Annotated in this window: 11 protein-coding genes and 1 tRNA gene; 7 read left to right on the top strand and 5 right to left on the bottom strand. The window is 56.2% G+C overall.

Annotated elements, in window-relative coordinates; genetic code table 11:
• The first annotated feature begins 660 nt into the window (after positions 1-660).
• The 3 genes from VN577_16020 to lepB all read left to right on the top strand — a co-directional run bounded on the left by VN577_16020 (position 661) and on the right by lepB (position 5,551).
• Complete coding sequence (locus tag VN577_16020; protein HWR16335.1) at positions 661-1,200, top strand: hypothetical protein; 540 nt, start codon at positions 661-663, stop codon at positions 1,198-1,200.
• 947 nt (positions 1,201-2,147) lie between these two features.
• Positions 2,148-4,859, top strand: a complete 2,712-nt coding sequence (locus tag VN577_16015) for a metallophosphoesterase (GenBank protein ID HWR16334.1) — start codon at positions 2,148-2,150, stop codon at positions 4,857-4,859.
• Between the two features lie 101 nt (positions 4,860-4,960).
• Positions 4,961-5,551: a signal peptidase I gene (gene lepB, locus VN577_16010; protein ID HWR16333.1), complete on the top strand. Its 591-nt coding sequence runs from the start codon at positions 4,961-4,963 to the stop codon at positions 5,549-5,551.
• Between the two features lie 49 nt (positions 5,552-5,600).
• Here the strand turns inward: lepB and VN577_16005 are convergent, their stop codons facing one another.
• The gene (locus VN577_16005) at positions 5,601-6,173 is read right to left on the bottom strand and encodes a BON domain-containing protein (protein ID HWR16332.1); all 573 of its coding nucleotides are present in this window, start codon (positions 6,171-6,173) and stop codon (positions 5,601-5,603) included.
• Positions 6,174-6,372: 199 nt separating this feature from the next.
• On the opposite strand from VN577_16005, the gene VN577_16000 reads away from it, so the two are divergent.
• Positions 6,373-6,729: a hypothetical protein gene (locus VN577_16000; GenBank protein ID HWR16331.1), complete on the top strand. Its 357-nt coding sequence runs from the start codon at positions 6,373-6,375 to the stop codon at positions 6,727-6,729.
• Here VN577_16000 and VN577_15995 read toward each other — a convergent pair whose 3' ends face one another.
• A complete protein-coding gene (locus tag VN577_15995) occupies positions 6,730-7,323 on the bottom strand; it encodes a hypothetical protein (GenBank protein HWR16330.1) in 594 nt (197 codons plus the stop codon).
• Positions 7,324-7,498: 175 nt separating this feature from the next.
• Between VN577_15995 and VN577_15990 the strand changes: the two genes are divergently transcribed.
• A tRNA-Glu gene (locus tag VN577_15990) sits at positions 7,499-7,576 on the top strand.
• A gap of 366 nt (positions 7,577-7,942) precedes the next feature.
• Positions 7,943-8,632 carry a hypothetical protein gene (locus tag VN577_15985; protein HWR16329.1) on the top strand — a complete coding sequence of 230 codons (690 nt, stop codon included), beginning with the start codon at positions 7,943-7,945 and terminating at the stop codon, positions 8,630-8,632.
• 137 nt (positions 8,633-8,769) lie between these two features.
• Here VN577_15985 and VN577_15980 read toward each other — a convergent pair whose 3' ends face one another.
• The 3 genes from VN577_15980 to VN577_15970 all read right to left on the bottom strand — a co-directional run bounded on the left by VN577_15980 (position 8,770) and on the right by VN577_15970 (position 11,428).
• Positions 8,770-9,750: a hypothetical protein gene (locus tag VN577_15980; GenBank protein HWR16328.1), complete on the bottom strand. Its 981-nt coding sequence runs from the start codon at positions 9,748-9,750 to the stop codon at positions 8,770-8,772.
• Between the two features lie 235 nt (positions 9,751-9,985).
• Positions 9,986-10,750, bottom strand: a complete 765-nt coding sequence (locus tag VN577_15975) for a hypothetical protein (GenBank protein ID HWR16327.1) — start codon at positions 10,748-10,750, stop codon at positions 9,986-9,988.
• Positions 10,751-10,915: 165 nt separating this feature from the next.
• Positions 10,916-11,428: a hypothetical protein gene (locus VN577_15970; GenBank protein ID HWR16326.1), complete on the bottom strand. Its 513-nt coding sequence runs from the start codon at positions 11,426-11,428 to the stop codon at positions 10,916-10,918.
• A 108-nt stretch (positions 11,429-11,536) separates the two neighbouring features.
• Between VN577_15970 and VN577_15965 the strand changes: the two genes are divergently transcribed.
• Positions 11,537-12,385 (top strand): sigma-70 family RNA polymerase sigma factor, encoded by an 849-nt coding sequence (locus VN577_15965; GenBank protein ID HWR16325.1) that lies wholly within the window; start codon positions 11,537-11,539, stop codon positions 12,383-12,385.
• Positions 12,386-12,396 lie beyond the last annotated feature (11 nt).

The raw sequence follows: 12,396 nt of genomic DNA, 5'->3' as shown, positions 1-12,396 counted from the left end.
GTGGAATTCTACATATACGAAAACAAAGGGCCTGTAATTCCTTTGAAATCAAGACTATACGGCTCGTATATGAAAACAAAGGAGTTATGTAAACCAGTGGTTAGTCGTTAGTTGTTGGTCGTTGGCAAAAGCTCTCCTCCTGAAGACTTTGCGTGGCTACAGAGATTCTTCCATTTCCGCTTCACCTTCGTTTCGGAGTCAGGGTCAGAACTACAAAACCCAAGTACAGAGGTTCTTCGGCTGCGCCTCAGATTGACAAAACAAAAACAAACGGTGGTGAGACGGAAAATTCGTCTTCACCACCTACATTTTCAGGATAGCAATTTGGGTGGGGGCAACATGCCAAGGTTTTGAAATTTATTTTGCGAGCGTTATCAGGACTTTGCGGGGAAAAGGGCGTCGAGACCCCCTTGACAAGCTCCGGAGCTGATTGTGTCGAAACGGGAAAAGAGGAATTGGTAAGTTGGTAATTGGGCAATTTGAACTGAATGTCAACGCTGGTGGTAAACCGGTCCCGCCGTACGCCCAATTTGGGAATATCTTCGGGGTTAAGCGCGAGGTAGACTACCTTGCTCAAGTCTCCCCACCCTTCCCAACGGAAGGGAAGGATGGAGCACCCGCCATCTTGGGCGGATGACTATGACCATAAGATGGCGATTCATGCTGCCAGTTGTCCAGACCTGTCTAGCAGGTGCTCTGAAGGCGAATAACTATGTTCGCGGCGACATGGTCATGGACCCGGCTTGGAGCAGGCTTGATATCCAGATTTGCTATGGGTTGAATGCACCCGCAGCTCTTGTGAACGAAGTTATGTTCCGCGTTCTCCCCAACTGGTTGCCCTGGAATGCCGTAGTCGCATGGAGCACTTATTTCGCATTTTTTCCGCTTTTGATATTGGTCTGGTATTGCGTTGGTTATGAAATCGATTACCGGGAAAGGTACCGAGTGAGTGCTCTTGCTCCAAAACTACAATTACGATGGACGGCTGATATCGTCCTGATCTGCCTTGGACTGACGTTGGGTGGATGGGCAATTCTCATCCGCAGAGAATTTGAGCGTGAGTTCGGATTCCGAGGCAACGTGTTTTCGATTCCGTATTTTGCGTGGGCTGTCGTTCTCGTGTTGTTCTACAGCAAGGATTTGTGGGATGCCATTTCTACCGGAGTGCTGAACATGCGGAACTTGAATCGCACGGAGTAAAGCCAATTTCAGGTGAGGTCACAGCACGGAAGCGCGAACGAGTGCGCCACCCGCCGTTGCCCTCTCCGAGACGGTTGCTTTTATAGACGCAATCCTGACAGATGCGAAGGATGGTGGAATCCCGGGTTAGCGTCCAAAAGCGGGACGCGAACCGGGGGCACCCGGCCGGAAGCAGAAATTCCAGCATACACAATGGAGCTAGGATGTTATCTCAGACAGATGATGGAAGGTCATTTTGGGCTTTATGGATCGCACTAGTCGCTCTGCTTGTGATTGTTCCTTGCGTAATCTGGGCTCAAGACCCCGGTACTGAGCGCGATAAGTGCACCATGCGGTTGCTTTCTTCACCAAAACCAAACTACCCCGTCTTGAAAAAGAAACAAAACCTAAAGTCGGGAGTGGTTGTCGACCTTGTCTTGAACGAGGACGGAACTATAAAAAGTGCAAATCTTGCTCGTTCGTGTGGCATAAGACCGTACGACGATGCAGTTATTAAAGCGCTCAAGAGGTGGCGCTACAACAAGGTCCTTGGATGTGGCGAGAGGCGTGCGACGGTTACACTCCAGGTTCATCCAAAGTAGGGATCTGCCTAGTTTCCCTTCGTAATGAACTCCGTCCATGGACTGAGCTTCATTTCTAGACCGCTGCCGATTTGGACCGGGAGACCGGACTTTATTACTATCGCGCCAGATACTACGATCTCTAGTTGTGCACTTCCTCAAAACAAATGGCCGAATCGGGCTACCTGTTGTGCGGCTTCCATGGCGCAGAATGGCGGGTTACGGGAGTGGGTGTCCTAAATCATTAACGTCTGCGCAAACTCCTCTTAAGCAACAACTTCTCTATTCCGTCGGCGGTGATTGGCCCGCTTCTCAGTAACTTTTGCCGTTGTGGTTCCACACGAGTGGACGATAGAATCCGCGAACCTTGTGTGGGGAGGCAGTACCATGTCCCAAATCGATGAGAAATATCAAAAGTTAAAAGCGAATGGCCTGGATCTCGGGGCGGCGGAAGGCCCTGAAGAAGATGCCGGGTTTGGCGGCCGAGTGCGGCGGTATCAGCACGGCAGAATTTACTGGCATGCATCCACCGGCGCGCACGAAGTTCATGGCGGCATTCTTGGAGTGTACCTGGAACATGGCGGCCCGGGTCCTTTCCCAGCGACTGGCGAACGACATCTTGGTTTCCCGGTAAGCGACGAAGAAGTGATCCCCGGAACTACTATCCCCATCAGCCGTTTCGAATGGGGCGCGATCTACTGGGTTCCCGCGACGCGCGGGTGCGCAGTGTATGGCTCGATGTACGACCCGCGCCGGAATGTGCTGGGGCTTCCTGTTACCAGCAATATGCAAATTGCCGGAGGAACGGCGTGCTTCTTCGAGCGCGGCGTAAGGTTCTTTCCGCGGTCAGTACCGGGTGTGGATCAGGTGATTGAAGGCAGCTTCGATCCGCCGCTCATGGGGCGAGCGTACATCATGAATCCGGGTGACCAGAATTCGCGGCGCATCCCCGGACTGGTTCGCTTCCGCGAGATGAAGAAGCAGACTTACGAAGCGCTTACCGCATGGCGAGGGAGCGTGTTCACCGATCTGCTGAAAGGGATGTTCTCACTGGCGCCATGCGACGCTCCCTTCAGCCTGCTGCCGGTAACGCCGGTGTCGGTGCACACGGCGGGTACGCCGTACCTGTTTGACGTGAACGTCATCATGGAAGTGACGGCCGGTCAGCCTGCGGATGTGAAGGAACGTACCCTATATGACCTGGTGTTGAACATGCCGAATGGAATGCCGTATCCGCTCTCGCCGCATTCCATTTATGTGAAGTCGAGTTGGGAGAAGTTCGGGCTCCTGCATATCACGGACCTGCATGTGTGCAGGCGAAATGAGGGATTCCGCGCGCGTCTGCAACAACTTGGGCTTGCTGACGCAGCGGCAAACTATGCGAACTTCCAGGACAACTTCAAGTCGTTCGTACACTACGCGAACATCCTTCATGCGAAAGGACTGGCGGACGCGGTGGTCGCGACCGGTGATCTGGTTGACTACGGGTATGAGGAACAGGACGACAAGACGGTCGGGAATTATGGACGTCTGCGCCGGCTGATCCTGGGCCAGCCATTTGAAGGCGGGGAAGCGGCCGAGATGCTGAAGATCCCGATCTTCATGACGTTCGGCAATCACGATTACCGCGTCAATCCGTATGACCTGCGCTCGAACATCGACCTTCCGGGATCGGGGAACGACCGGGGGCTGAACGAACACTCCACGCACAATTTGATCGAGAGCGAGGCGATTGCCCTACAGGACGGGAAGACGCCGACGTACACGCTTGGCAACATTGAAGGCGCGGGGAAGATGCTGGAGTATGACCGCTTCGACAACAAGTACAACTATTTCAAAAAGTACATGACGGCGGACAGGTCGTACGTGGTGCGCCTGGGGCCACATCGCCTGGTGGTGATGGACACGAAGTACGACAACGGAATACCGGATGATTTCGATATCTGGACGCTGTTGAACGTCGGATTCGGCGGAAGTGGATTCTTTGAGAGTCAAGTGGGTTATGGAGCTCCCGCGACGCGGAAACTGCTGGCGGGAGGTGCTCCGGATTCGGCAGGCTTTTCTCCGGCGGAACTCAATATGCTGCGCAATGCGGTACACGATGCCGGCACGGAGGGCATCGTGATTGTCGGGATGCACGCACCCGCGATCGGGCCGAAAGGGGGATATCCGTACTATTTGCGGGAGACGATGCATCCGTTTAATGATCCTGCGCTGGTGGATCAGCATCTGGCACAAAACAAGCTGAACGGCGCGACCTGGACGCGAACTGGGACGCCGCACTTCAAGGCGGGGACTGCGGCGGACGGACTGGACAATGGAGTCATCGCGAGCGGACAGCAGGAGTTTCTGGAGATCTGCTCGGGCAAAGGGCTGGTGCGTCCGGTGGATCTGGTGTTGATGGGGCATCATCATGATCGGGTGGAATGGAGAGTGAAACTCGATGCGGGGAGCGGCGCGCTGCAATTCTTCACGGACTTCTACACGGAGAATCCGGCGGCGTATTACCACACGCGCAACAATGCTCCGCGCCAGGGCCTGGAGCCGGGGGCGGCGATCAAGGTGACGATCGTTCCGGATGCGCCTCCTACGGGCAAGTTCAAAGTGGTGAACGATCACACAGCGGAGCCGACGAAGAAGTACGGTGCGATCCAGACGCCTCCGTATGCGGCACCGCTGAACTCGGCTGCGAATCCCAAGGAATGGTGGCAAGAGCGTCGTCCGATTCTTGCGCAGACGTCGGCGCTCGGGCCGATTGATCCGCGTCAGAGGTTTGGACGCTTCTTCCGGATTACACCGCCGAAGCCTCCCTACAGGGAAACGGTGGAGGGGACTGAGGCTCCGCAGGTTCCGCACGGCCAGGGATCGGTGGAAGAGGTGAGCGCGCCGGTGATTCAGCCGTCGTTTCAAGGCTTCCGACTGATTCAAGTCCGCGACAATGCGATCGCTCGTGTACGGTACGTGGTGCTGAGCGAACTGCGGCGTTTGAATTTCGCCATGCCGTGGGAATCTGAAGGGCAGGGCTTGCACGGCGGGACGCACGGGCCGTTGGGCGGAGTGGTGGTCGACCGTACCATCGCAGCAGGAGGCGGCGACTAGGACTGGCAAGCGCACGGATTGGACGAGGGGGATTTCGAGCCTCCTCGTCTAAGGCGTAGAGCGGATTCTAACGACGGCTGACGAGACGTAAGCTGGAAGCAGTGCTCCAGCTTTTCAAAAAGAAGTATGTGCGAGCAGCGCTCGCGGTCGCGTTGTTGTGCGCGTTCTGCGCGACGTTCGAGGTCGCGGTGGTGCCGACGCCATCGATGGAGAGCACCGTGCTTGTCGGCGACCATCTGTTGGTGAACCGGCTGGCGTTTCGGTGGAAGCGCCCGGAGCGGGGCGAAGTGATTTCGTTCCGGTCCCCGAGGAACGCGCGCGAAGTCTTCCTGAAGCGGGTGATTGCCGTTGGCGGCGATCGGGTGGAGTTTCGCGGGGCGTCGGTGTATGTAAACGGCGCGCCACTGAATGAGTCGTACGCACGGCACGATTGCCGGGTGTGCAGAGAACGCCAGATGACAATCGTGGTGCCGGACGGACAGCTGTTCGTGCTCGGCGATAATCGCGACCAGTCGGAGGACAGCCGTTATTGGGGCACGGTTCCGGAGAGTAGCGTGGTGGGAGCGCCGGTGCTGGTACTGTGGTCGCTGGCGATTCCGACCGATCAGTGGTTGAGGCGGTCGCAGATGGCGCTGTACCTGGACCATCCGCTGGAGCATGTGCGGTGGGGACGATTCATGCGCCGACTGTAAACGAAAAAGGCTGGGCACGAAGCCCAGCCACACTGATGAAGAGCTTGGTTTAACGGCCGGCAGCCTTGCGACGAGCCGCAGAATTCTTGGCGTTACCCTTTACTTCCAGTTCATTCACGACCTGCTGAACACCAGGGATATCCTTCGCGACTTTCTGGACCTGTTCGCGCTGGGCAGAGGTGTCAACATCGCCGGTAAGGGTGAGGACGCCATTCTTCGCGTCGTAGCTGATGTGCTGGTTGTCCCAGTTGTGGGCTGCGATGGCGGCCTTCATGTGGCTTTCAATCGCATCGTCGGTATTCTTGTCGATGGTCTTGGCCTGATCGCCGGCATCGCCTTCAGGGCGAACGCCGAGTTCATTGGCGACGACCATGCCGTTGGCTGCGTTCTGCGCGAGCTGTGCAGCACGGGCCTTGTCTTCTTCGGAGCGAACATCGCCCTTCAGGGTAATGACGCGCTTGTCGCGATCTTCGTCGACGTTAACGTTGTCGTATCCGCCGGACTTGAGTGCGTTCTCGACGGCATCTTTGTGGCTGGGCGCGTTGGCGCGCTGCTGTGAGCAGGCAACAGCAAACGCGAGCATCAGCAATGCGACAGTGAGTGTAAGCAATCGTTTGGACATTGAGCTAAGCCTCCTTGGAACCTGTGGACAGGACTCAAGTATCGGGATAGATGCGAGGTGCTAAGGGGAGGTTCGTAGGTGCGGCCAAAAGACGCCGGGAATGCCCGAGTGTGGGGTGTTTGGTGGCAGTCTACGGGAAACGGAATCCTGAGCTGCGCAAGCAAGACAAAGTGAGGCAGGCGGTGGGCATCGTACTGCCATGTATCGGTTAACAGTGCTGATGATCGAAGTGGAGCAGCCTGAAGGTTTGTCCAGCCGCAAATTGATGGTGGAAGGCGCGAAACAGAATGTGCTCACCGCCTATTCGGGAGACGAAGGCTTGGAGCTGTTCGCGAAGAATGATATCCACGTCGTGGTGATTCACTCCAAGCTGACGAATCCGGGAGCAAAGGAAGTGGTGGAGAAGATTCGGCAGAAGAGCCGGGATATTCCGATCATCGGGCTGTCGCCGAATGACGCAGACATGGGGCCGGTGACGATGACGATCAGCAGCTTTGAACCGAACAAGCTGGTGGAAGTGGTGAAAGAGTACGCACGCCAGATGCTGGGGCGGTGATTACTGGACCTTCTGGAGGCGTGCCACGAGTTTCTGGGCCAGGTTCTCTTCGGATTCCGACCAGAGGACGCGCCCACTGAGTCCGCAGTTCTTCTCAACAGTGTTGGTGAAATTGACGAGCTTCTGGACGTTGAAGCGAACGCGGGCTTCGTCCATCTCATCGAGTTCGATGTCTTCGTAGAGGAACGGCGTGTCGAGACCGAAGTCGAACTGGATGTGCCCGTTCTGCTGGTAGCTGCCATCGTCGAAGCTGGTGCCGTTGACGATGATCTTCGCCGGAGCGGGTTCCATCGACCACTGGTTGGTTTCTTCGCTGCGAGTCCAGAGATCCCAGCGGCCCTCAAAGATGTAGCCGTAGTCGTCGTGCAGGAGGTCGCCGGCGATGGCGACGGCCTGGTCGGCGTCGAGACCGGGACGGAAGCGCCGCTCGAGCACGGTGGGCTCGTTCCAGTTAACCGGCTGAACAGACACATATTCAACGCCCGGACGCGCGGTCGAAAAAGGGAAGAGCTTAAGCACCGACGCTGCGCGGGGCATCATCTCGATGGCAGTGAAGCTCGGGAACCAGACGCTGAGATAAAGTGGATCGGCCATTTCGTTCGTTAGGGTGTGATGCAGGCGGTGAGCCCGCGACCCCACATGTTCGATTCTAATTGGCGGAAGCGGATTCGTCTAAGCGTGAGCGAGAGAAGAGCGGGATAACTTTGACAGCATCTTACGTTGGCTGATAGGATCAAAAGGTTGTAGAGCAGCATCCAGCCTAAGAAGCGTCCCCGTCGTCTAGCCCGGCCTAGGACATCGCCCTTTCACGGCGGTAACACGGGTTCGAATCCCGTCGGGGACGCCATATCTCAGCAACAATCTACAGGTAATCAGCAGACGCGCGTCGAAGTGTCAGTATCTGCTCAGATCAGCAAATTCTGCATGTGGAAACTTCGCAAACGCGCACCAAATTCTGCGGCCACCCCTACGCCGAATCGGCACTTCCGCCAAACTTGAAAGCCGAACCGCAGTTACTCAGAACACTGACGGTAACAGTGAAACTCAACGCCCGAATCTCATCCTGAAAACCCCATCAATTCAAGTACTTGCGTTTACATCGTTTGAGATTGGCTTGCCCGTTGCTGCTTGCTCTCCACACTGATTTTCCGGTTTTTGGAACAAGATCACGATTCCCGTTTTGAAACCGACCTTGCGTGGTAGAAGGAGCGCCATGTATCTAACCTTTGCGCTACACAACGCTTTTCGTCGGGTCGTATTTCGGATTTCGATCCTTGGCCTGCGCATTTTCGGTTCGCGCGTGTCACTGCTCCGCTCTATGTCCTATGGCTGGAACAATTGCGGGTGGAGCGCCGACATCGACGTTCTCAAAGAAACTTGTCGCCTCGCTCAATTCGCACAAAGCCACATCCTTGAGTGCGGGTCGGGGCTGACCACCATCTTGCTCGACATCTTCGCTCGCGTTCCCGTTGCAACCTTTGAACATCAAGCCGAATGGGGAGCGAGAGTGCAGAAACTACTCCGCAAGAACCGGATAACCGTTGCACCGCTTAAGAGATTCGAGGGCTTCGACTGGTATTGTGCCGACATCCCCAATGGAGTCGATCTGGTTATCTGCGATGGACCGCCATCTGCTACAAGGGGAGGGCGATACGGCCTGTATCCTGTTTGCTCCGACAAATTCTCGCCAACCTGCCTCATCCTCATGGATGACATGGACCGCGAGGACGAGCGGACAATAGTTGCACGCTGGCAGTCCGAATTTGGCTGTGCCGTCGTGAAAGACGGTGATTATGCCGTGCTGCGCCATACTTCTAATCGAACCATCGGCTTTGGTTCTGGTGGGCGGCAGGATAACGATCTTGTTCAGCGTGAACAAATTGCCATCGGCATGAGTAACTAGGAACGTGTACTGGGAAGGGCGACTCTGCCAGAGCGTGCGGCAAGTTTGTTTTCAGACCAATGCGTGCGCGCGAGGGCTTTTTATATGGCTTTGAAGTATTCCTAACGGCTGACAACAACGTACCGTCGCCGGGTGAATCAGCGGCGAACGGGCAGCGGGGGATACCAAGTCATCTTGCCGGGTTCGCCGATAAGGGGTTCTATTTCTTCGGTGATTCCCTCGTAAGTAGTCCCACTGCTTGTTTCTTGGTGTGGTCGAAGGATGATCTTGTGCCTGAGAGTTGGGGCATTGGGTGGGTACATAGCAAATGTTCGTGGCCCAGTTTGAACATAAACGACGTTCGTCTTCTTAGGCTGTTTCAGTCTCACCTCATTTTCCAAACCGCTAGTGAACACAATCAGCACTCGTGCTTTCGGAAGGTCAGATGTGCCACGCAAGCCCGATGATCCGTAATGTAACTTCCCTTTCAGATCGAGGGAGCGAAGAACTTCTTTCTCCGGAAGATCTGAGTTCGCAAGTTCTTCTCCGTCTGCTGACTGCGCCAATCGAATGAACTGGAAGTCAAGGGACTGCGCGTCTCTGTCTGGCAGAAGGGGATACATCAATATCCCAAGAAGTACCAGCACAGGGGCGGGAGCCAAAGCCCAATGCCGCCATCGCCGTGTTTCAGGTGGGCGTTCTCCTGCGAAGCGAGGTAGCAATATTGCGCCATAAGCTGCGCCAAGTGCACCGCCGAGGTACACAACTTCGTTCGCAAGCGCTATGTACCAACCGGCCCCAGCAACGCCTAGAAGGCTTGCTATCCCAGCGACGGCGAATCCCACGCTGCGAATGAACCACATCGGCATGTGCAAAGCCCCCAGCAACCGTACCAGTATGTAAAGGAGCACACCCCAATAGAGGACAAACACAACTAGCGCAAACCAGATGAAGTTGAGATAAAACCCAATCTCTTGCACGGAAGGAAGATGGACACCGTAGAAGCCGGGACCAGGGCGATCGCTATATGGAAGGAAGCCGATCGTTGACATCAGGATGAGCGAGATGAATAGGCCACCACCAAGAACGAGAACATAAAGAGCCACAGCGGAGAGCATGTCGCGCAGTGCACGAAGCATGAGCATACCTCTCACATATTCTCTCCCGTCTCAGGTAAGTCCTGCACTAGCTTTACTACCCCCAAACATACTCGACACCTGCGCGCTATTCGCAGTTTTATCACGCCCTACCATGACATGAGTTTGGGTTACATAGGATGGGACGCCACGTTCCCCCGATCAAACAATTACGCACCGGAAGATTCTCAAGACCCGTGTCATTTGGATCGCATGAGTTTGGAGTACGAGACGTAACTTAATTACGAGTCGCTGAGACAACGTTGTTTTTGCTGGTGAATCGGCGCTGCTTGGCACAAATCCACAACAGAATGGACAAGGCGAGGAGATAAGTCGGTCCGGCGGACGGCGCCGCCAGGTGTAGCAGGCCGCGGAAGTTCTCGGTGGATTCCTGCACGAACCATATTGTTGCTACGGCACTGAGCAGGGAGGCAGCACGTTCCTGCGCGACAATGCCGAGCCGGTGCTTCCTGCGAAGGATGCTGGTTCCGAGCCGGGCGAAGAGCCAGGCGAATGCTTTGGACGTGTGGATCAACTCCAGGATCAACTCGGGCATTTCGGGGGACGGCCGGGTCTCCGAGGTAGCCGGTTGCGCTTCCCGAACGATGGCGGTGCGGTGCTGAGCCAACCGTTCTGCAACGGGAATACTGCGGTGCAGGTTGGCGGCAATCTCGCTGGGCCGAACCGGGTAAAAGACGCCGAACTTGTAGCAGAGAGCAAGATTGGATGCATCGACCGCCCCGCTGGTCACGGCGAGGACAACGCTCTGGCGGGCTTTGCCAGTATCGCAAAGCTGCTGGAGAAGAGTCCGTCCCTGGGCGCAATCGAGATCGAGGACGACAAAGTCGAAGCGGTCGTCGGTCAGGAAATCAGCGGCGACCTCGGGTTCCTTGAACGAGATCCAGTTTGCCGGAAGATCGTTAAAAGACTTGGTACACTGCGCGGCCAACGAGGGGGTGGCGCTATAAATGAACGCTTCGAAATTGGTAGCCGACGTTCGCATCTGCCCGAAGTAAGGTTACTTTGCTGCTATTTAGGGAATAGCTTAGCGGGCCATCTGGACAGTACTCAAATGCCAATGGTCGTAGTCCTAGTGGTTACTTCACGGGCCAAGGCAAGGTGAACCCGCATCTAGGGCGCTATTTGAGCCACTTTGGGCAACGTCGCCTTACTTGGACGGGGTTAATGGCTGTCCAGGGGTCTTGCTGGGCTGCTCCTGGTGGGGGCCGCCGCGCATCATGCCGCCGCCCTGGCCGCCATGCATCATCTGGTGCATGCCGTGTCCGTGGCAGGCGCCGCACATGAAGTTGCCCTTCGCTTCATTGAGGCGAGCTTCGACTTCTGCCGCCTTGGGCCCGGCATTCGAGTTGCGTCCGAGGTGAACGTTGAGGGCGAACTTGCGGACGACCCTGAGATCGGGTTCGAGCGCCTGACGACTGAAGAAGTCGAGTTTCGAAGTCTCGGCGTCGAGGCGGTCAAGAGCAGCCATGGCGTCTTTGAGTTCGCGGGCGTCGGCCATCGTCTGTTCGTTGGTGACGAAATGGAAGCTGCCCGGACGGCCACCGAACTGATTGACTTCGGTGGAAAGTACCGGGACATCGAAGCTGGGCTGCTTCTGGTCGGCGGCGAAAACGATGGCAAGCAGGGCGATGATGACGATGGAAGCTCTGAGGAAAGTCACGTGCATTCTCCTGGTTTCCAGTAGCGGAGAAGACTACTACTCCGGGTGGGGCTGGCAATGACGGGCATCACATGGGAATGGTGGCGCGATTTGCGATAATTGGTGTAGATGAGACCAGAGATCATCGAAGCCGCGAACCTGCTGCGAACCGGCGAAGTCGAGAAGGCGTTGCCGCTTTTGCAGAACACGGTTTTCTCTTTCAGCATGAAGGTTTGCGGGCATCGGGAAGACGCCGAGGACACGACGCAGGATGTGCTGCTGACGTCGGTGAAGCACCTGGCGAACGTGGAAGAGCCGCAAGCGCTGGCCGTATGGTTATATAAGGTTACCCGCAACCGGTGCTGGATGAGCCGGCGCAGAAGCAAGTTCGCCCCGCAGCACACGTTGTCTCTGGATGAATTGATGCCGGACAGCGAAGAACTGGCGTCGCTGACCAAAGATGGAGATCACAGTCCGGAGCATCAGGTGATCTCGAAGCAGGAAGCCCGTCGCGTTCACGAGGCGGTGTTGCGAATCCCGCCGCAGTACCGGCTGATTCTTGTGCTGCATGACATGGAGGACCTGAACACTTCCGAGGTCGCGAAAATTACGGGACTTAGGGAGGGGACGGTGCGGGTGCGGTTGCATCGGGCGCGACTGTTCGTGAGGCGTGAATTGGCGTCACCGAGCAAATCGAAGAAGAAGAAGCGCGGCAGACTTGCGAGGCCGGTAGAGTGCAAGCGCTTATTCGCGGCGCTCTCGGAGTATATCGACAAGCGGGTAGACGATTTGTCGTGCGAAAAGATTGAGAAGCACCTGGCGGATTGTCCGCCCTGTATTGCGTTTGTGAATGATCTAAGCCGAGCGGTGGACCGGTGCAAATCGTTGGAGGTCCCCTGCGACACCAAGACCTCGGCCAGCCTGAAAAGACTTCTGGAACAAGAGTTTGCAAGATTGTCAGAAAGTCAGCCCTCCTAGCATTTCCATTT

It is taken from the genome of Terriglobales bacterium (assembly GCA_035561515.1).
GTDB lineage: Bacteria > Acidobacteriota > Terriglobia > Terriglobales > Acidobacteriaceae > DATMXP01.
Note: the sequence above shows the minus strand (reverse complement) of the source record. Positions and strands in the feature narration are given on the sequence as shown.